This is a genomic window from Pantoea sp. S18, assembly GCF_045689705.1.
GTDB lineage: Bacteria > Pseudomonadota > Gammaproteobacteria > Enterobacterales > Enterobacteriaceae > Pantoea > Pantoea symbiotica.
In genome coordinates, this window is sequence record NZ_CP142688.1 from 3,949,693 (window position 1) to 3,969,074 (window position 19,382).

Sequence of the window (19,382 nt, forward strand, 5' to 3'; positions counted from 1 at the left end):
CATTTAACGTCTTACTGGAGCTCGAATTATTTTGGAGATATTTCTTTTGACGTCAGTATCGCTTGTGACCAACGTCATTCGGAAGGTTATTCTGCCGCGTTCCGTTACACCGTTTTGAAAATCGCTAAACCTTGTAAGCTAATTCCAGCCCTGCGTCAACGCAGTTGGCCTCACAGAGCGAATTTTCCGCTTTATCCGGCAGTAAGCGCTGCTTCCCTGACCAGTCGGGGAGTAATAAAGATCACCAGCTCCTTTTTCTTCTGCTCATCGGTTTGCTGGCGGAACAAATTGCCCAGTAACGGCAGATCGCCAAGCCAGGGCACGCGTTTTTCGCTCTGCGAACGCTGCTGCTGGAAAATGCCGCCCAGCGCTAAGGTTTCGCCATCGCGCAGCGTTACCTGAGTCTCGATCTCCTGCTTATCAATACTCAGCACCTGATTGTCGCCAATGTTTAGACTGCGTCCCGGCAAGTTCTGACTCAGCCGTAATTTGAGCTGGATGCGGCCATTTCCCAGCACCACCGGTGTTACTTCCATACCCAAAACCGCTTCCTTAAATTCAATGGCAGTCGCGCCGCTGTTGCCTGATTTCACCTCATAAGGGATTTCCGTGCCCTGCTTGATGCTGGCGGTTTGCTGATGCGAGGTAAATAAGCGCGGACTGGCGATGATTTCGATTTGGTTCTCCTGCTCCAGCGCACTCAGCTCGAGGTTTAGCAACTCGCCGCTGACCTGGCCCAACGTCACGCCTGCGCGAAACGCCGGATTGCTCACCGCCAGTGGGATCTCGAGCAACGGATTGCGTAGCGCCTGCGTCACCACTTCGGCCGGTGACGTGCCCCAGTTCACGCCCAGCTCGCGCAGATGCTCTTCATTGATGGTGACGATGTGCGCGGTGAGCTCAACCTGCTCGAGCGGTAAATCCAGCGCTTTTAACCAGCGTTCGGTGTCACGCAGCGCCTCAGCCGTGTCACGCAGCAGCAAACTGTTGGTGCGGCTATCGACCGTGACGCTACCGCGCGGCGTCATCAACGAACGCTCGGCTTGCAGGCTACGATAAATATCGCTGGCGCTGGCGTAATGCAGCGTCACGGTTTGTTGCTCCAGCGGCGTTTGCTGTTTTTCCTCCTCGCGTTCCTCCTTTTCCTGTTGCACCTGCAGCTGTTGCCAGCTTTCCGGGTAGACCAACAAAACGCCCTCTTCCTGCACCACGGTGAGTTTTGCCAGCTGTGTGACCAGAGCAAGTGCACGATCCCAACCAACATTATCTAATCGCAGCGACAGTCGACCTTCAACGCCTGGCGCAATCAGCAGATTAGTCTGCTGATAATCGGCCAGCGCCTGCAAAATACGTTCAACTGGCGCATCATCAAACGTCAGGCTTAATCGGTCGCCATTAGCGCGCAGCGGCATGCTCAGACACAGCAGCATCAGTAACGTCATCCATTTCATAGAAACCTCCTTTTATTACCCATGTGATTTGCTGCGGCTTGCAGCTTTGTGCTGCACTCAACACCAGCGTGCGCGACGTAAGCTGCACGACCTGCCAGGGCGACTGGGGTAACGACGCTTGATCATTCAGCCGATGGCTTTTGCCTTGTGGCGACACCAGCCACGCCACGTAGTGCGTCGCCGTGCCAATAATGCCCTGCAAACGCCAGCCTTCTGGGGCAGCCACCTGCGCCTGACACAGCGTTTCTGCCAGCGGCTGAAAAGGGTCGCGCGCCAACGCCAGCGAGCTACAGAGCAATAGCAGTAATGCGCTACTCCGCATCGTCACTCTCCAGCCAAAGTTGCGTGTTCAATACGCCCTGCTCGGCTTGCAGCTGAAAGCGTTGTGGCACCGGTAATCGGGTGTTGGCTAATTCGCTAAACAACGGCAGAAATTGCGGCCAGATCAGCCTTAGCTGCAGCTGTTGCGGCTGGCTATCCGGATGCCAGGCTTCCAGCTGATTGCCGCGCGCCGCCACGATTCGCTCCAGCGTTTGCTGAGCGTCTGCATCCTTCTTGGGTTGCTGAAGCAGACTAATCTCGCTCTGCAAGGCATCAATCGCCGGAAGTGAAGCCAGCTGTTTTAGCCACTGTTGCTGCTGTTGCCGCATCTGTTCCAGCTGCCGCGCTTGCGCTTCATGCATCTGCTGCTGCGGACGAAGCAGCACAATCCACATCAGCGCAAACAGCAGCAGCGATAACATCAGCAGCCAAACCATACGCAGCGGCAGCGTTAGCATCAGCCAGCGCTGCAGGAGTTCATTCATCTGTCGCCTCCTGCACCCGCGCATGCAAAGCAAAGCGATAGTCGCCACCCGTCTCGCGCTTTACACTGCCCTGCTTTACGCTGCTGAACAGCGGCTGGGTGATCAGTTGATGACGAAAATCACTGACCGCCGCCATGCTCTGCGCCTGCCCCTCCAACACCAATTGCCCTTGCCGGCGTTCGAGGCGATTCAGCCACAAGGTGTCAGGCATCAACTCCGGTAACTGCTGCCAAAAATGCTGCCAGCGCTGATGCTGCTCTTGCCGCTGCAGCTGTTCCTGCTGCGCCTGAAACAGTGATTCACGCAGCTTCAATAGCGATTGCTGCTGTTCCAGCTGTTGCTGCAGTGCGCTGAGGATAAAGGTGATATCCATCAGTGCGTCCGTCTGTTGCTGCCGCGCAATAACGCCACGCCACCATAGTAATGAGAGGACCAGCAAGGTCACCGCCACCGTAAGCAATAGCAGCGAGATGCTCTGCTGGCGCCGCCGCTGCGATTGCTGAATGCGCCAGGGAAGCAGGTTAACCGCCAGCATTAGACATCCTCCGGGCGCAGCGCCAGCCCAAGCGCGATGGCAAAAATACCGTCATGCGCGGGCAACGGCGGTTGCAGATAGTGCAGCAGTGAAAAAGGTTTGCAGCGTTTAACCTGCTCCTCGGGCAAAACCTGGTTTGAAGTGCAGAACACGTTTTCCATCTGCGGGAAGGTCTCGCGTAATTGCGCGAGGTTGAGAGGTTCGGTGGCCGCGCCTGAAGTGGTGCTTTCGCCCGCCAGCGTCCACAGCCAGTGATCGCTGAGCGGATGAATCAATAACTGGTTGTGGCGTAACGGCAGCCGCATGGCGATCTGCGTCAGCGCCAGGCTGCTCAGTTCGAACACGTCCGGGCGCAGGCCTGCCTGCTTGAGCGGCGTCAGCCATTGTGCAATCACCTCACGCCGCGCGGCGGTGACGCACAGCGAAGAATCTTTGCCCGGCGATCGATAATCCAGCGACAGCGAAGAGGGCTCGACGGGAAACAGGCGCTGTGCGGAAGCCGCCACATAGCGCCCCAGCGCGGGCTCACGCAGCGAGGTTTCCGGCATGAGCAAAGTGCGTTGCAATACCAACTGCGGCGGCAGGCCAACGCGCAGTGAATAGCGTTTCGGCAGTTGGCGCTGCCAGCGCCCTAACATATCCAGTAACGCAGGCGTGGTTTGCAGCACGCCGTTTCTTAACGTATCTTGCGGCAGCGTTTGTTGCCACCAGTGTCGCAACTGCCAACCATGACGTCGACGTTCGATGCCAAGGGCGCACAGTTGCCCGTTTTGGATGTCCAGTCCAATTTGCCAGCGCTGAAAAGCCATACGCATGATCTCCTTATCATTGAAGGTAATGAGCTCCAATACCCGGCCAACTTCAATTATTGCGGGTATATCAAAGCGTCAGGCTTGTCTTTATACTACCGCGCGGTTGCTTATAAACTGCTCAAACGACAACAGATGGGAATTCTCAGGTGAAGTTCGTAAAGTATTTATTGATCCTTGCAGTGTGTTGCATTTTGCTGGGAGCCGGTACGGTTTATGGTTTGTACAAATACATAGAGCCGCAGCTGCCTGATGTGAACACATTGAAAGATGTGCGCCTGCAAACTCCTATGCAGGTTTACAGCGCGGATGGCGACCTGATCGCCCAATACGGCGAGAAGCGCCGTGTCCCGCTGACCCTACAACAGATGCCGCCTGAGTTAATCAAAGCGTTTATTGCCACCGAAGATAGCCGTTTCTACGAGCATCACGGTGTCGATCCGGTGGGGATTTTCCGTGCAGCCAGCATTGCGCTGATGTCCGGTCACGCCTCGCAGGGCGCCAGCACCATTACTCAGCAGTTGGCGCGTAACTTCTTCCTCAGCCCGGAACGCACCTTGATGCGTAAGATTAAGGAAGCGTTCCTCGCGATCCGTATCGAACAGCTGCTGAGCAAAGATGAAATTCTTGAGCTCTATCTCAACAAGATTTATCTCGGCTATCGCGCGTACGGCGTGGGCGCGGCGGCGCAGGTCTATTTTGGTAAACCTATTGATCAACTGTCGCTGAGTGAAATGGCGATGATTGCAGGATTGCCGAAAGCCCCTTCGACCTTCAACCCGCTCTACTCTCATACGCGTGCGCTGGCGCGTCGTAATGTGGTGCTGGCGCGTATGCTGGACCAAAACTACATCACGCAGCAGCAATATAACGACGCGCGTAACACGCCGCTGGCGGCCAGCTATCACGGCCCGGAAATCGCTTTCTCTGCACCATATTTAAGTGAAATGGTGCGTCAGGAGATGGTGAAGCGTTACGGTGACAGCGCTTATGAAGATGGCTACAAGGTTTACACCACCGTTACTCGCCATCTGCAGGAAGCTGCGCAGCAGGCGGTGCGTAACAATGTGATGGCGTACGACATGCGCCACGGCTATCGCGGCCCGACCAACGTGCTGTGGAAAGTGGGCGAAGCGAGCTGGGATCAAACCCGCATCCAGAACGCGCTGAAAAATCTGCCGACTTACGGACCGCTGAATGCTGCGGTAATCACTAACGCCAGCGCCGATCAAGCCACGGCAATGCTGAAAGATGGCAGCAACGTCACGCTGAATATGGCGGGCGTGCGCTGGGCGCGTGCTTACAAATCTGACACGCTGCAAGGCCCAACGCCACGTAGCGTGACGCAGGTGCTGCAAGCCGGCCAGCAGATTTGGGTGCGCAAAGTGAATGATGATTGGTGGCTCGGCCAGGTTCCGGCGGTGAACTCCGCGCTGGTGTCACTCAATCCAGAAGATGGTGCGGTTCGCGCGCTGGTGGGCGGCTTCGACTTCAACCAGAGCATGTTCAACCGCGCGACCCAGGCGCTGCGCCAGGTGGGCTCCAACATCAAGCCATTCCTGTATACCGCAGCAATGGATCGCGGTTTAACGCTGGCATCGATTCTCAATGACGTGCCGATTTCGCGCTGGGATGCCGGTGCGGGTGCTGACTGGCGTCCGAAGAACTCACCGCCTACTTATGCGGGTCCAATCCGTTTGCGTCAGGGCTTAGGCGAGTCGAAAAACGTGGTGATGGTGCGTGCGATGCGTGCGATGGGCGTGGATTACGCGGCGGAATATCTGCAGCGTTTCGGCTTCCCGGCGCAGAACATCGTGCATACCGAATCGTTAGCGTTAGGCGCCGCGTCCTTTACCCCAATGCAGGTGGTTCGTGGCTACGCGGTGATGGCGAACGGCGGCTTCCTGGTCGACCCGTACTTCATCACTAAGATTGAGAACGAACAAGGCGGCGTGATCTTTGAAGAGAAACCGAAGATTGCCTGTCCGCAGTGCAACTTGCCGGTGATCTATGGCGATACCAAAAAGTCGGTCGCGCTGAACGAAGAGAGCGTCGAGAATGTCGCGACCTCCGATCAATCGCAGAACCAAACCGTGCCGCAGCCGGAGCTGGAGCAAGTTCCTGCCCAACCGCAGCCGGGTGGCGAGCAGCAGTATGCCCCGCACGTGATCAACACGCCGCTGTCATTCCTGATCAAGAGCGCGCTGAACACCAACATCTTCGGCGAACCAGGCTGGATGGGAACGGGCTGGCGTGCCGGTCGTGACCTGAAGCGTAATGATATCGGCGGCAAAACCGGTACCACCAACAGCTCAAAAGATGCGTGGTTCTCCGGTTACGGTCCGGGCGTGGTGACGTCAGTGTGGATTGGTTTCGATGATTCACGCGCGCTGGGTCGCTCAACTATGTCAGGCGCGATTCCGGATCAAATCTCCGGTTACGAAGGTGGAGCGAAGAGTGCGCAGCCAGCGTGGGATGACTATATGAAATCCGCGCTGGAAGGCGTGCCGGTGCAGCCGCTGACACCGCCAGATGGCGTGGTCACCGTTAACATCGATCGCGGCACCGGCAAGTTGGCCAATGGCGGCAACTCGCGTCAGGAGTACTTCATCAATGGCACGCAGCCAACGGAGTATTCGGTGCATGATGTGGGCACCACCATCATGGACAACGGCCAAAGCCACGAACTGTTCTGATCAAAAAAGCCGGCAAATTTGCCGGCTTTCTTTTTTATACCATGATGAAATTTAGTAGCTTAAACGGCCCTGCTTTACCAGCCACTCGCGCACCATAAACAGCGCACTGACGTTACGCGCTTCGCGGAAGTCCGGTTCCTCCAGCAGCGCCAGCAGATTATTCAGCGGCCAACGATGGACGATTAGCGGCTCCGGCTCATCACCTTCCAGTTTCTCTTCGTACAACCCTTCCGCCACTACAATATTCATCTTGCTGGAGAAATATGAGGGTGCCATGGTCAGCTTGCCCAGCGCTTCCAGCTTGGTGGCACCAAATCCCGCTTCTTCTTTCAGTTCGCGATCGGCCGCTTCAAAGGCGCTTTCGCCGGGATCGATTAGCCCTTTCGGAAAGCCCAGTTCGTAACTTTCCAGACCGACGGCGTACTCCTGAATCAGGATCACGTCATCGCCAATAATCGGCACAATCATCACCGCTTCACGATCGGAAGGTTTCATGCGTTCATAGACGCGGCGCGCGCCATTGCTGAAAGCGAGATCGACCGCTTCGATAGTGAACAGGCGGGAGCGGGCCACCGCTGCCACATTGAGGATGTCAGGTTTTTTCATTGGGGTTTTCATATCAGCCTCAAACTTAGCACAACCCTGTGAAACGTGATGACGCCAGCATACCGAAGCCAGAACTATTGTGCGACACGCAGCGTAAGTAAACTATGGTGACACATATTCACTTACGGCTGCTAACAACTTCTTGTTATCTATGCAGTTAAAAATTCACAATAAGTCAACGGTGTATTGTTAAATTCAGAAAATACCGATATTTAATTGAGTCATGTCTGGTTAACATCCCGTTGAGGAATAATCTAACAAACTATAATTAAATGATTTTGCGCGTTATTTTATCTGACTTTTCCCTTGTCAGAATGACATCTGCTCGCCAAAATTGACTTGTATTGATGGATTCACCGGGAGTAAATCGTTAACGTGAAGGCAGTTTTTTGGCTGGATTGAGCAAAGCATGAGCACTTATATTGTCATTCTGGCTGTCATGCTCGCCTGTTCCCTCTTAGCAGGTATCGGCTATTGGTACGCTATGCGGCATCGTCCGCCGTTGGCGAAACCACTGCCGTTTATCAGTCCGCCTAATCGCAAGCTCACCGACGAAGAACGCACCGCTGTTGAAAAGTACATCGCGCTCATCGCCAAACAGCAGCAACACAGCAGCGCACGCTCGGCAAAGAAGTCGCGCGAAACTGAAGCGCTGACGCTCACCGCGCAAAGCAACAACGTTTATCCTGTCACCCGCTCCATCACCCGCTATGGCCTCTCTACCGACGATCCGCAGAAATGGCGCTACTATCTCGACGAAGTCGAAGTGCATCTGCCGCCGCTGTGGGAACAGTACATCGCCGAAGAGAACTACGTAGAGCTGATCCGCACGCAAACGCTGCCGCTGGTGATTTCGCTCAACGGACATTCGCTGGTGAATTACGCCGTGGAACAACCGGCGCTGCCGCCGCTGGTGCGTCCGATGTCCACCAACGCATCGATTCGCAAAGAAGAGAGCGAAAACGTTGAGCTGCTGCAGGTACGCAAAGAGACCTCGGAAGAGTATCAACTGTCACGCGCAGACGGCACGCGCGAAGCGGTCGCCATCTGTTTCGCGTTCCTGCTGTTCTTCCTGAGTCTGGTGCTGCCCGGCAGCCTGATGGGTTGGATTGCCCTGCTCGGCTGCCTGATGATCGCCGTCAGCCTGTGGTTCCTCTATCGCTTCCCTGGCGCCAAAGGCTTACGTGATGTGCATTGCCTGCGCGGCGCGCCCAAGCGCTGGGGCCTGTTTGGTGAATCCAATCAGGAGCAGAGCAACATCTCGCTGGGCATTATCGATTTAATCTATCCCGCGCACTGGCAGCCGTATGTGGCGCATGATTTAGGCCAGACCACCGACGTCGAGATGTATCTCAATCGTCAAGTGGTGCGTCAGGGTCGCTTCCTGTCGCTGCAGGATGAAGTGCGTAATTTCCCGGTGCAGCGCTGGCGTAAAAATCTGGTGCTGGCATGCGGTTCGCTGCTGGTGCTGGTGATGCTGTTCACCTGGATTCCTCTCAGCATGCCAATCAAACTCAGCCTTGCGTGGGTCAAAGGCACCGAGAGCATTGAAGTGAATAGCGTGGATAAGCTGAATGCGCTGCCGCTGCATATCGGCGACAGCCTGAAAGTGGCCGGCACCGGCATGTGTTCGGTGCCGGGCAATTATCAAAGCAATCGCAGCTACGCTTACATGCCGTTCGACTGCTCAGCGATTTACTGGAATAACGCCGCGCCGCTGCCACAGCCGCAATCGGACATTATCGATAAAGCCTCGGCGCTGCTCGACACCACCACGCGCCAGCTGCATCCGGAAACCAATACCGATCCCAAACTCAACCCGCAGCTGGCCTCAGCGATTCAGAAATCCGGCATGATTCTGCTGGATGATTTCTCCGATTTGGTACTGAAAACTCAGGATCTATGCAGCCAGCAGCAGGATTGTGTACGCCTGAAAAATGCGCTGGTGAATCTCGGCAACGCCAAAGATTGGGATTCACTGATTCACCGCGCGGATTCCGGCAAGCTGAATGGCATGAACGTGCTGCTGCGTCCGGTGAGTGCCGAAGCGCTGGAAAACCTGGTGAACACCGCCACGTCCAGCTTCTTCGCGCGTGAAACGCGTCGCGCGGCGGAAAACCTCAACAGCCCGCCGCCGGGTGGCTTCCTGATTATCAGTGATGAAGGTCGTCAGATGGTGACGCAGCCGCAGCCGTCGGTCGCGCTGTTTGATCTCGATGCACCTTCACAATGGCGCGAACTGCAACGCATGTCCGGCATGCTGCTGCACACACCGTTCGCCGCCAGCGGCATCATCACCAGCATTACCACCGATGCCAACGGCACACGCCATATCGCGCTGCATAACGAGCCGGATGCCATGGCGCAGTGGCGCTATTTGGGCACCGCGCTGTTGATGCTGGTGCTGATTGCCAGCGCGGTGATCAACGGCTTGCTGGCGCTGCGTCGTATTCATCGTAATCGCCTGCGCATGGCGGAAATTCAGCAGTATTACGATAAGTGCTTCAACCACAATCTGAACACTATGCAGAGCGTGCGCTCGCTGTTCTGAGCCCTTCCCTTCTGTGCTACCCTGTCGCCCACTTTTTTGCGGCGAGAAAGAAAATGCAGGTTACGCTTAACTGGTCAGAGATTGATACCGTGCTGCTGGATATGGACGGCACCTTGCTCGATCTCGCTTTCGACCGCCACTTCTGGCTGGAACACGTTCCGGAAACCCTGAGCCGCGAACGCGCCATCACGCTGGGCGAAGCGCATCAGCTGATTGAGCAGAAGTATCAGGCCGTGGTGCATACGCTAAACTGGTATTGTCTCGATTACTGGTCGCAGGAACTGGCGCTGGATATTCGCGCCATGACGTGGGAGAAGCGCCACCGCGCGGCAATGCGTGAAGATACGCTGCCGCTACTGCAGGCGCTGCGTGCCGCAGGTAAACGCACCATTCTGCTGACCAATGCGCATCCCTACAATCTGGATGTGAAACTGGAGCAGACCGGATTAGCTGCCCACCTTGATTTATTACTTTCCACCCATACCTTTGGATATCCGAAAGAGGATCCGCGTCTCTGGCAGGCCGTTCAGCAACATACTGCGTTTGACAGCGCGCGCACGCTATTCATTGATGACAGCGAAGCGATTCTGGATGCAGCGACAAGTTGGGGCATTCGCTGGTGCTTAGGCGTCAGCAATCCGGATTCCGGTCGGCCCGATCAATCTTTCCAGCGTCATCCGGCGGTAGGCGATTATCGTCAATTGTGCGAGACGCTGCGTTAAAGCAGGAGCCGCAATACCATGAAAGAGAAAGTGAGCGAAGGCGTGCGCCTCGATAAATGGCTGTGGGCCGCGCGCTTCTATAAAACGCGTGCCATCGCCCGAGAAATGGTGGAAGGCGGCAAAGTGCACTACAACGGTCAGCGCAGTAAGCCGAGCAAACTGGTTGAGCTGAATGCCGAATTAACGCTGCGTCAGGGCAACGATGAGCGCACGGTGGTGATCACCGCAGTGACCGATCAGCGCCGCCCGGCCAGCGAAGCCCAGGCGCTGTATGCCGAAACCGCCGCCAGCATCGACAAGCGCGAGAAAACTGCGCTGGCACGTAAGATGAATTCACTAACCATGCCGCACCCCGATCGCCGCCCGGATAAGAAAGAGCGCCGCGATCTGATGAAATTTAAATTGTCGGGCGATAAATAACGCGCCCCAACGAGAGAAACACTATGTCTACAAACGATCAACTGCACCGTTATCTGTTCGAAAACGTCGCCGTGCGCGGCCAGCTGGTAAATGTGACTGAAACCTGGCGTGAAATCGTCGAAAATCACGACTACGTTGAGCCGGTAAAAACCTTGCTGGGCGAGCTGCTGGTGGCCACCAGCCTGCTAACGGCAACGCTGAAGTTTGACGGTGATATCACGGTGCAGTTGCAGGGCGACGGTCCGCTGACGCTGGCGGTGATCAACGGTAACAACCGTCAGGAGTTGCGTGGCGTGGCGCGCGTGCAAGAAGACGCGGAGATCGCACCGGGCAGCAGCCTGAAAGAGATGGTTGGCAACGGCTATCTGGTGATCACCATCTCGCCAGAGAAAGGCGAGCGCTATCAAGGCGTGGTTGGCCTGGAAGCGGATACGCTGGCGGGTTGTCTGGAAGATTATTTCATGCGTTCTGAGCAACTGCCAACGCGCCTGTTTATCCGCACCAGCGACAAAGGCGCAGCCGGTATTCTGCTGCAAGTGTTGCCTGCGCAAGAGTCGAACCTCGATGATTTCAATCACCTCGCTACGCTGACGGAAACCGTGAAAGGCGAAGAGTTGATCGAATTGCCAGCGACCGACGTATTGTGGCGTCTGTACCATCAGGAAGAAGCCACGGTGTTTGACCCAACGCCGGTGAGCTTTAAGTGCACCTGTTCACGCGAGCGCTGTGGCGAAGTGCTGAGCACGCTACCAGTGGAAGAAGTAAACGAAATCCTCGAAGAGGATGGCGAAATCGACATGAATTGCGACTATTGCAATTCGCACTACGTGTTCGATGCGGTAGATATTGCCGCCCTTCGCAACGCGCCAACCAACAACAGCGATCAAGTACATTAATCACCTGCCGGGCGGTTCATCCGCCCGCTTTCCTGCTGAACGTATCCCTATCATTTATCACGGTTATTAGCTAAATAACGCTGACTTTAGTTTCATAAGTGGCAGATTTCTCTACTTGTCACGTTCCAGCTCGCATTTCTGACTATCTTCTCTTTTCCGCCGTGCTCAGAAGAGTACACTGCGCGCGATCTGCCCTGCGTGGCTATGCAGGCAGGCAGCAGAATCACCCCATAAAAAATATGCAGTAACAGATACCGATTAAAGGAGCAGTCACATGCGCGTTAACGGCCTGACATCGCAAGACCTCGCCTCTATGGGCATCAGCGGCACCACCGAAGTGGTGTACAACCCTGATTTCGACACCCTGTTTCAGGAAGAAACTCGCCCAGAGCTGGAAGGTTATGCGCGAGGCATTCTGACGCAGAGCGGTGCTATTGCCGTGGATACCGGCATCTTCACGGGTCGCTCGCCAAAAGATAAATACATCGTTCGGGATGACACCACGCGCGACACGCTGTGGTGGAACGATGTCGGCAACGGCAAAAATGATAATCAGCCGCTGTCACAGGAAACCTGGCAGGCGTTGAAAGATCGCTGCACCCAGCAGCTTTCCGGCAAACGTCTGTTTGTGATTGATGCATTCTGCGGTGCCAATCCCGATACGCGCCTCAGCGTGCGCTTCGTGATGCAAGTGGCGTGGCAGGCACACTTCGTAAAAAACATGTTTATCCGCCCGAGCGAAGCCGAACTGGCTGACTTCAAACCGGATTTCGTGGTGATGAACGCCGCGCAGTGCACCAATCCAGACTGGCAGGCGCAAGGACTACACTCCGAGAACTTCGTCGCCTTCAACCTGACCGAACGCATGCAGCTGATTGGCGGCACCTGGTACGGCGGCGAGATGAAGAAAGGTCTGTTCGCCATCATGAATTACTTGCTGCCGCTGAAAGGCATCGCTTCGATGCACTGTTCGGCTAACGTCGGTAAAGCGGGCGATGTAGCAGTGTTCTTCGGCCTGTCCGGCACCGGCAAAACCACCCTTTCCACCGATCCGGATCGCCAGCTGATTGGCGATGATGAACACGGCTGGGATGACGATGGCGTGTTCAACTTTGAAGGTGGCTGCTACGCCAAAACCATCAATCTGTCTGAGCAGGCGGAGCCGGAAATCTACCGCGCGATTCGCCGCGATGCGCTGCTGGAAAACGTGGTGGTGCGCGCCGATGGCACCGTTGATTATGCGGACGGCAGCAAGACCGAGAACACCCGCGTCTCGTATCCGATTGAGCATATCGAAAACATCGTGCAGCCGGTGTCCAAAGCGGGCCATGCCAAGCGAGTGATTTTCCTCACCGCCGATGCCTTTGGCGTACTGCCGCCGGTTTCACGCTTAACGCCGGAACAGACGCAATATCACTTCCTGTCTGGCTTTACCGCCAAACTGGCCGGTACCGAGCGCGGTGTTACACAGCCAACGCCAACCTTCTCCGCCTGTTTCGGCGCGGCGTTCCTGACGCTACACCCAACGCAATATTCCGACGTGCTGGTAAAACGGATGGAAGCGGCAGGTGCGCAGGCGTATCTGGTGAATACCGGCTGGAACGGCAGTGGTAAGCGCATTTCGCTGAAAGACACGCGCGCCATTATCAACGCGATTCTGGCCGGTGAGCTGGATGAGGTTGAGACTGAAACCTTGCCGGTGTTCAACCTGCAGATGCCTAAAGTTCTACCGCAGGTGGATAGCGCGATTCTCGATCCGCGACGCAGCTGGCCGACAGAAGCGGCCTGGCAGCAAGCCGCGCAGGATCTGGCGCAGCGCTTTATTACGAACTTCGAGAAGTATACGGATAACGACGCCGGGAAGGCGTTGGTGCAGGCAGGTCCGCAGTTGTAAGTTAAAATCTGATGGGGCATTTATGCCCATCAGATTTTGTAGGGTGGGCATTTATGCCCACCTGGTCAATAACCGCGACATTCCCAATGATCACGAACTGTGATTAATACTCACCACCGCCGTACTGCTATTACCTTCCGGAATCGGCAACCAGGCACGAATCCGCAATCCGCCGCGATCGCTATCACCAATCTCCAGCGAACCTTCATGCGCATCGATAATACGCTGCACAATCGCCAAACCAAGACCGGTGCCGCTGGTGCTGCGCGCGCTGTCGCCGCGCACAAATGGCTGGAACAGATGCTGTAGCTGATCCGGCTTGATGCCCGGACCATCATCTTCCACCTGGAACCATGCGCGGTTCAGCTCCTTGCCGCTGCTGACCTTAATCCATCCGTTGCCATAACGCGCCGCATTGACCACCAGATTCGCCAGCGCGCGCTTGATTGATAGCGGGTTGATATCCAGCATCAAATCCTCAGACATCACCGCATTCTCAATCTCGCGCTCGTAGCCGCTCTCTGCCGCCACCACTTCGCCCAGTACGCTGTTCAGATCGGCGCGTTCGGTCTGCATCTCCTGACCGGTGCGCAGATAATCGATGAACTGCTCGATAATCGCGTTGCACTCTTCGATATCTTTATTGATCGACTCCGCCAGATAACCATCCTGCTCGCCCATCATCTCGGTGGCGAGACGAATACGAGTTAACGGCGTACGCAAGTCATGGCTGACACCCGCCATCAACAAGGTACGATCGTCGGCCAACTGCTTCACACCGGCCGCCATCTGGTTAAACGCCCGCGTCACCGAACGCACTTCCGACGCGCCGTATTCACGCAGCGGCGGCGGAATAATGCCTTTACCGACCTGTAACGCCGCATGCTCCAGATCCACTAAGGGTCGGTTCTGGATGCGGATAAACAGCCAGGCGCCGCCAATCGCCAGCAGCATAATCGCCAGCGTGTAGCGGAACAGCGGTGAGAAGTCGCCCTGATGAATTTCGGTGAGCGGCACGCGCACCCAGATATCTGGCGACAGCCAGGTTTTCAGCCACACCACCGGCGAGTTTTTATTCACCTCGACACGGACATCGGTGGGACCGCCCAGCTGCTGGCCCATCTGCTCACTGAGGAATTCGTAATGTTGCGCCCAGCGCAAACCGCTCTCTTCCGCCGCCGCGTTGGTATACAACGAGATGCCCAGCTCACGATAAATTTCGCGTCGGAAGGCAGGCGGCACTTCCAACTGAGTTCCATCTTCCAGCTGCAGCCGATCGGTCATCAACATACGGACTTCGTACGCGAGGACCTTATTGAACTGCTGCAAGCTGGGAAGAATGGCGAAATTGAGCACCACCAAATAGGTTGTTACCAGGCTGACGAACAGCAAGGTAACAATCAATAACAAGGTGCGGGCAAACGAACTGCGGGGTGAGAAGCGCAATCGCCTCATGCTTTGCTGCCGTCCGGAACGAATACGTAGCCAAGACCCCAAACGGTCTGAATGTAACGTGGATGCGCTGGATCTTCTTCCACCATGCGGCGCAGACGCGAAATCTGCACGTCGATGGAGCGTTCCATGGCGCTGTATTCACGGCCACGCGCCAGGTTCATCAGCTTATCGCGTGACAGCGGCTCACGCGGATGGCTCACCAGCGCTTTCAGCACGGCAAACTCACCGCTGGTCAGTGGCATTGGCTCATCTTCACGGAACATCTCGCGGGTGCCGAGGTTCAGCTTGAACTTACCGAAAGCGATAACCGCTTCTTCCTGCGAAGGCGCGCCTGGCAGTTCGTTGGCCTGACGACGCAGTACGGCACGAATACGCGCCAGCAACTCACGCGGGTTAAACGGTTTTGGAATGTAGTCATCCGCACCGATTTCCAGACCGACGATACGATCCACTTCCTCGCCTTTCGCGGTGACCATGATGATCGGCATCGGGTTGCTTTGACTGCGCAAACGGCGGCAGATAGACAAACCATCTTCGCCCGGCAACATCAAATCAAGCACCATCAGGTGGAAGGATTCGCGGGTTAACAGACGATCCATTTGCTCGGCGTTGGCAACGCTACGCACCTGAAAGCCCTGCTCGGTGAGATAGCGCTCCAGCAACGCACGCAAACGCATATCATCATCGACGACCAGAATTTTGTAGTTCTCTTGCATGTTCAACTCCCAAAGGCGCCATTGCCTGAGCCAATATTGTTAAAAAAAGAGGCCTCAGTGTGACAGTCATTAATGGTTTATATTCTAGCCGAAATTGTTACAAAGCATATTAAACAGCAGCTTATATTTATTTTTAGCCCTGAAATGCGCTTCGCTTCGCGTTTTTTATCTGTGCTTTCAAGCCGCTTAGCGCTTATCTGAAAATTTGGCGCGTTTTCTTTCTGTTACTGGTTCATGACAAAAAATCCCGCTACCAGAGAGGCGTTCAGAGCGATTTGGCTTAAGGTGATGGTGAAGAATAGGCCTGCGTTGTGGTGATGGCAGCATAAAATAGGGCATTTCTCATCGGGAGTGCGCATCTGTTTTCGGAACAATTCCCGATCGCTGAAAAACAAGGCCAGCGTTAAATTAATTCCTACAAATCAATCAGTAATCTCCTCTTTCCTCTATTCTCACGATCTCCGACACTGGATTCGTACCTGTTGTTATTGAGTTCATGTGGAGAGAGAAAAATGAAAAAAACGGTAATTCTGCTGGGCGCACTGGTACTGACCAGCTTCACTCAGGTTCAGGCGGCCACCAGCGCGGGCGAAGCGGCTGGCGCGCAGGCATCCACCACGGCGAAAGGTAACTCAGACGCGATCGGTGTTGGCGCTGTAGGCGCACTGCTCGGCGTGGCGCTGGCAACCATGGGCGGCGGCGACAAAGGTGGCAGCAGCACCTCAACCACCACCGCGACCACGCCAGGTAAATAATGCCCGTAGGGTCGCCATTCATGGCGACCACTTCACTCTTAACTGACCATTCATAACGCCCCGTTAAGGCGCCTCTTTCACATATTCAATGCTGTTAACGAACCACAACTTCTGCCCTTCCGGCGTGTTGACCACCACTTCGTCATCCACTTCTTTCTTGATCAGCGCGCGAGCCATCGGCGAATCGATTGAGATGTACTCTTTCATGGTCTCGCCATAAATTTCATCCGGACCAACAATGCGGAAACGCTTCACATCGCCCTGCTCATTCTCCACTTGCACCCAGGCACCAAAGAACACTTTGCCCTCCTGCTGCGGCGCGTAATCAACAATTTTTAGATCGGCGAGGCATTTGCGCAGATAGCGCACCCGGCGATCGATCTGGCGCAGCAGACGTTTGTTGTAGGTGTAATCGGCGTTTTCGGAGCGATCGCCGAGGCTGGCCGCCCATGAGACGATTTTGGTCACTTCCGGACGCTTTTCATTCCACAAATGGTCGTGTTCGGCACGCAGCTTGTTATAGCCTTCGCGGGTAATCAGTTGGGTTTTCATGACTTCAACTCGTGGTGACGGCGGTTCTTCGCAGCAAAGAGGCTAACAATAAGCGACCGATTGACCATCAGCAAGATTGCGCGCGCTGCATTCAGAAAAAGACGGATTCACGGGCCACCGGCTGGCAATTTTCGGCCTCATTCCGTATAACTGTCCGCTATTTCCAACCCTGTGTAAGCATTGTTAATGATGATGAAAGATTCACTGAGCCAGATTATCGCAGGTGAGCTGAAGGCACGCGCCGACCAGGTTGATGCTGCCGTTCGCTTACTTGATGAAGGGAACACCGTGCCGTTTATCGCACGTTATCGTAAGGAAGTGACCGGAGGACTCGACGACACCCAGCTACGTTTGCTGGAGAGCCGTCTGAGTTACCTGCGCGAGCTGGACGATCGTCGCCAGTCGATTCTGAAATCCATCGACGAACAGGGCAAACTCACGCCTGAACTCGCCACCGCCATCAACAGCACGCTGAATAAAACCGAGCTGGAAGACCTTTACCTGCCGTACAAACAGAAGCGTCGTACGCGCGGACAGATCGCTATTGAAGCCGGTCTGGAACCGCTGGCCGACACGCTGTGGCAGGACCCATCGCAGGATCCCGAGCAACTGGCCGCTGGCTACGTTGATGCCGACAAAGGGGTCGCCGACGTGCGCGCTGCGCTGGATGGCGCGCGCTACATCCTGATGGAGCGCTTTGCCGAAGACGCTACGCTGCTGGCGAAAGTGCGTGAATATCTGTGGAAGAACGCGCATGTGGTAGCGCGCGTGGTGGAAGGTAAAGAGGAAGAAGGCGCGAAATTCCGCGACTACTTCGATCACCACGAAGCGCTGAGCGGCGTACCGTCGCACCGTGCGCTGGCGATGTTCCGTGGCCGCAACGAAGGCGTGCTGCAGCTGTCGCTTAATGCCGATCCGCAGTTCGACGAAGCCCCGCGTGAAAGCTATGGCGAAACGCTGATTGCTGAACATCTTAAGCTGCGCCTGAATAACGCGCCGGCGGATAGCTGGCGTAAAGCGGTAGTGAGCTGGACCTGGCGCATCAAAGTGCTGCTGCACCTCGAAACCGAATTGATGGGCACCATTCGTGAACGCGCCGAAGATGAAGCCATCAACGTGTTTGCCCGTAACCTGCACGATCTGCTGATGGCCGCGCCTGCCGGCATGCGCGCCACCATGGGCCTCGATCCGGGCTTACGTACCGGTGTGAAAGTTGCGGTGGTGGATGCCACCGGCAAGCTGGTCGCAACCGATACCATTTACCCGCACACCGGCCAGGCAGCGAAAGCGGCCACCGCCGTGGCGGCGTTGTGCGCTAAACATCAGGTTGAACTGGTGGCGATTGGTAACGGCACCGCCTCGCGCGAAACCGAGCGTTTCTTCCTCGACGTGCAGAAGCAGTTCCCGCAGATCAACGCGCAGAAAGTAATTGTCAGCGAAGCCGGTGCATCGGTCTATTCGGCATCCGAGCTGGCGGCACTGGAGTTCCCGGATCTCGACGTGTCGATTCGTGGCGCGGTTTCCATCGCACGTCGCCTGCAGGACCCGCTCGCCGAGCTGGTGAAAATCGATCCGAAATCGATCGGTGTAGGCCAATATCAGCACGACGTCAGCCAAAGCCAGCTGGCGAAGAAGCTGGATGCGGTGGTGGAAGACTGCGTAAACGCCGTCGGTGTCGATCTCAACACCGCATCTGTGGCGCTGCTCACTCGCGTGGCCGGTTTAACCCGCATGATGGCGCAGAATATTGTTAGCTGGCGCGATGAAAATGGCCGCTTCCAGAACCGTCAGCAGCTGCTGAAGGTGAGCCGCCTCGGGCCGAAAGCCTTTGAGCAGTGCGCGGGCTTCCTGCGCATCAACCACGGCGATAACCCGCTGGATGCCTCAACCGTGCACCCGGAAGCCTATCCGCTGGTCGAGCGCATTCTGGCCGCCACCGAGCAGGCGCTGAATGAGTTGATGGGCAATCCAGGCGGTCTGCGCGATCTCAATGCACGCGACTTCACCGATGAGCGTTTCGGCTTGCCAACGGTCACAGACATCATCAAAGAGCTGGAAAAGCCGGGCCGCGATCCGCGTCCTGAGTTTAAAACCGCGCAATTTGCTGAAGGCGTGGAAACGCTTAACGATCTGCTGCCGGGCATGGTGCTGGAAGGCGCCGTCACCAACGTCACCAACTTCGGTGCTTTCGTTGATATCGGCGTGCATCAGGACGGTTTGGTGCACATCTCTTCCCTTTCCGACAAGTTCGTTGAAGATCCTCATCAGGTGGTGAAGGCCGGCGATATCGTCAAAGTGAAGGTGATGGAAGTGGATATGCAGCGTAAGCGTATTGCGCTCACCATGCGTCTGGACGAGCAGCCCGGTGAAAGCAATGCGCGCGGCGGCAACCGTAGTGCGGGCAAAGAAAACGCCCGCCCTGCGGCCAATAACAAAGGTCGCGGCAAACCCGCCAGCGCTCCGGCGGGCAACAGCGCCATGGGTGATGCGCTCGCCGCCGCCTTCAAAAAACGTTAAG

Annotated in this window: 17 protein-coding genes; 8 read left to right on the forward strand and 9 right to left on the reverse strand. The window is 56.0% G+C overall.

Features of this window, described 5'->3' with window-relative positions; all coding sequences use genetic code 11:
* Positions 1-191: 191 nt before the first annotated feature.
* Genes hofQ through pilM form a run of 5 tightly spaced genes read right to left on the reverse strand, consistent with a single transcriptional unit; the run spans position 192 to position 3,601 of the window.
* A complete protein-coding gene (gene hofQ, locus VIJ98_RS18430; RefSeq protein WP_154157217.1) occupies positions 192-1,451 on the reverse strand; it encodes a DNA uptake porin HofQ in 1,260 nt (419 codons plus the stop codon).
* Positions 1,396-1,773 carry a HofP DNA utilization family protein gene (locus VIJ98_RS18435; RefSeq protein WP_154157218.1) on the reverse strand — a complete coding sequence of 126 codons (378 nt, stop codon included), beginning with the start codon at positions 1,771-1,773 and terminating at the stop codon, positions 1,396-1,398. The genes hofQ and VIJ98_RS18435 overlap by 56 nt, the downstream gene beginning before the upstream one ends.
* Positions 1,763-2,257 (reverse strand): hypothetical protein, encoded by a 495-nt coding sequence (locus tag VIJ98_RS18440; protein WP_154157219.1) that lies wholly within the window; start codon positions 2,255-2,257, stop codon positions 1,763-1,765. Before VIJ98_RS18440 ends, VIJ98_RS18435 begins: the two co-directional genes overlap by 11 nt.
* Positions 2,250-2,792, reverse strand: coding sequence for a PilN domain-containing protein (locus VIJ98_RS18445; RefSeq protein ID WP_154157220.1), 543 nt, complete (start codon positions 2,790-2,792; stop codon positions 2,250-2,252). The genes VIJ98_RS18440 and VIJ98_RS18445 overlap by 8 nt, the downstream gene beginning before the upstream one ends.
* Positions 2,792-3,601: a pilus assembly protein PilM gene (gene pilM / locus VIJ98_RS18450; RefSeq protein ID WP_154157310.1), complete on the reverse strand. Its 810-nt coding sequence runs from the start codon at positions 3,599-3,601 to the stop codon at positions 2,792-2,794. The genes VIJ98_RS18445 and pilM overlap by 1 nt, the downstream gene beginning before the upstream one ends.
* A gap of 149 nt (positions 3,602-3,750) precedes the next feature.
* Between pilM and mrcA the strand changes: the two genes are divergently transcribed.
* On the forward strand, positions 3,751-6,297 hold the full coding sequence (gene mrcA, locus VIJ98_RS18455; protein WP_323275402.1) for a peptidoglycan glycosyltransferase/peptidoglycan DD-transpeptidase MrcA: 2,547 nt from the start codon (positions 3,751-3,753) through the stop codon (positions 6,295-6,297).
* A 51-nt stretch (positions 6,298-6,348) separates the two neighbouring features.
* Here the strand turns inward: mrcA and nudE are convergent, their stop codons facing one another.
* Positions 6,349-6,915, reverse strand: a complete 567-nt coding sequence (nudE, locus tag VIJ98_RS18460) for an ADP compounds hydrolase NudE (protein WP_008107898.1) — start codon at positions 6,913-6,915, stop codon at positions 6,349-6,351.
* A 397-nt stretch (positions 6,916-7,312) separates the two neighbouring features.
* On the opposite strand from nudE, the gene VIJ98_RS18465 reads away from it, so the two are divergent.
* The 5 genes from VIJ98_RS18465 (at position 7,313) to pckA (ending at position 13,386) form a co-directional block, all read left to right on the forward strand.
* Complete coding sequence (locus tag VIJ98_RS18465; protein WP_154157221.1) at positions 7,313-9,454, forward strand: intracellular growth attenuator family protein; 2,142 nt, start codon at positions 7,313-7,315, stop codon at positions 9,452-9,454.
* Positions 9,455-9,507: 53 nt separating this feature from the next.
* The gene (gene yrfG, locus VIJ98_RS18470) at positions 9,508-10,176 is read left to right on the forward strand and encodes a GMP/IMP nucleotidase (RefSeq protein WP_061719735.1); all 669 of its coding nucleotides are present in this window, start codon (positions 9,508-9,510) and stop codon (positions 10,174-10,176) included.
* Between the two features lie 18 nt (positions 10,177-10,194).
* A complete protein-coding gene (hslR, locus tag VIJ98_RS18475; protein ID WP_323275404.1) occupies positions 10,195-10,596 on the forward strand; it encodes a ribosome-associated heat shock protein Hsp15 in 402 nt (133 codons plus the stop codon).
* Positions 10,597-10,619: 23 nt separating this feature from the next.
* Entirely contained in the window at positions 10,620-11,492 is an 873-nt protein-coding gene (gene hslO / locus VIJ98_RS18480) for an Hsp33 family molecular chaperone HslO (RefSeq protein WP_154157223.1), read from the forward strand.
* A gap of 274 nt (positions 11,493-11,766) precedes the next feature.
* Positions 11,767-13,386, forward strand: a complete 1,620-nt coding sequence (pckA, locus tag VIJ98_RS18485; RefSeq protein WP_323275406.1) for a phosphoenolpyruvate carboxykinase (ATP) — start codon at positions 11,767-11,769, stop codon at positions 13,384-13,386.
* Between the two features lie 90 nt (positions 13,387-13,476).
* Here pckA and envZ read toward each other — a convergent pair whose 3' ends face one another.
* Together envZ and ompR are read right to left on the reverse strand one after the other, a co-directional pair.
* Entirely contained in the window at positions 13,477-14,841 is a 1,365-nt protein-coding gene (gene envZ / locus VIJ98_RS18490) for a two-component system sensor histidine kinase EnvZ (protein WP_008107911.1), read from the reverse strand.
* Positions 14,838-15,557, reverse strand: coding sequence for a two-component system response regulator OmpR (gene ompR, locus VIJ98_RS18495; protein ID WP_001157751.1), 720 nt, complete (start codon positions 15,555-15,557; stop codon positions 14,838-14,840). Before ompR ends, envZ begins: the two co-directional genes overlap by 4 nt.
* A 512-nt stretch (positions 15,558-16,069) precedes the next feature.
* Here ompR and yjbE point away from each other — a divergent pair.
* Positions 16,070-16,312, forward strand: a complete 243-nt coding sequence (gene yjbE, locus VIJ98_RS18500; RefSeq protein ID WP_008107912.1) for an exopolysaccharide production protein YjbE — start codon at positions 16,070-16,072, stop codon at positions 16,310-16,312.
* Positions 16,313-16,375: 63 nt separating this feature from the next.
* Here the strand turns inward: yjbE and greB are convergent, their stop codons facing one another.
* Complete coding sequence (gene greB, locus VIJ98_RS18505; RefSeq protein WP_154157225.1) at positions 16,376-16,864, reverse strand: transcription elongation factor GreB; 489 nt, start codon at positions 16,862-16,864, stop codon at positions 16,376-16,378.
* A gap of 192 nt (positions 16,865-17,056) precedes the next feature.
* On the opposite strand from greB, the gene VIJ98_RS18510 reads away from it, so the two are divergent.
* Positions 17,057-19,381, forward strand: coding sequence for a Tex family protein (locus VIJ98_RS18510; protein WP_154157312.1), 2,325 nt, complete (start codon positions 17,057-17,059; stop codon positions 19,379-19,381).
* Position 19,382: the final 1 nt, after the last annotated feature.

Bases quoted from the DNA above. Each gene is read 5' to 3' on its own strand.
- hofQ (WP_154157217.1), bottom strand. From the start codon at position 1,451: ATGAAATGGATGACGTTACTGATGCTGCTGTGTCTGAGCATGCCGCTG.
- VIJ98_RS18435 (WP_154157218.1), bottom strand. From the start codon at position 1,773: ATGCGGAGTAGCGCATTACTGCTATTGCTCTGTAGCTCGCTGGCGTTG.
- VIJ98_RS18440 (WP_154157219.1), bottom strand. From the start codon at position 2,257: ATGAATGAACTCCTGCAGCGCTGGCTGATGCTAACGCTGCCGCTGCGT.
- VIJ98_RS18445 (WP_154157220.1), bottom strand. From the start codon at position 2,792: ATGCTGGCGGTTAACCTGCTTCCCTGGCGCATTCAGCAATCGCAGCGG.
- pilM (WP_154157310.1), bottom strand. From the start codon at position 3,601: ATGGCTTTTCAGCGCTGGCAAATTGGACTGGACATCCAAAACGGGCAA.
- nudE (WP_008107898.1), bottom strand. From the start codon at position 6,915: ATGAAAACCCCAATGAAAAAACCTGACATCCTCAATGTGGCAGCGGTG.
- VIJ98_RS18465 (WP_154157221.1), top strand. From the start codon at position 7,313: ATGAGCACTTATATTGTCATTCTGGCTGTCATGCTCGCCTGTTCCCTC.
- yrfG (WP_061719735.1), top strand. From the start codon at position 9,508: ATGCAGGTTACGCTTAACTGGTCAGAGATTGATACCGTGCTGCTGGAT.
- hslR (WP_323275404.1), top strand. From the start codon at position 10,195: ATGAAAGAGAAAGTGAGCGAAGGCGTGCGCCTCGATAAATGGCTGTGG.
- hslO (WP_154157223.1), top strand. From the start codon at position 10,620: ATGTCTACAAACGATCAACTGCACCGTTATCTGTTCGAAAACGTCGCC.
- pckA (WP_323275406.1), top strand. From the start codon at position 11,767: ATGCGCGTTAACGGCCTGACATCGCAAGACCTCGCCTCTATGGGCATC.
- envZ (WP_008107911.1), bottom strand. From the start codon at position 14,841: ATGAGGCGATTGCGCTTCTCACCCCGCAGTTCGTTTGCCCGCACCTTG.
- ompR (WP_001157751.1), bottom strand. From the start codon at position 15,557: ATGCAAGAGAACTACAAAATTCTGGTCGTCGATGATGATATGCGTTTG.
- yjbE (WP_008107912.1), top strand. From the start codon at position 16,070: ATGAAAAAAACGGTAATTCTGCTGGGCGCACTGGTACTGACCAGCTTC.
- greB (WP_154157225.1), bottom strand. From the start codon at position 16,864: ATGAAAACCCAACTGATTACCCGCGAAGGCTATAACAAGCTGCGTGCC.
- VIJ98_RS18510 (WP_154157312.1), top strand. From the start codon at position 17,057: ATGAAAGATTCACTGAGCCAGATTATCGCAGGTGAGCTGAAGGCACGC.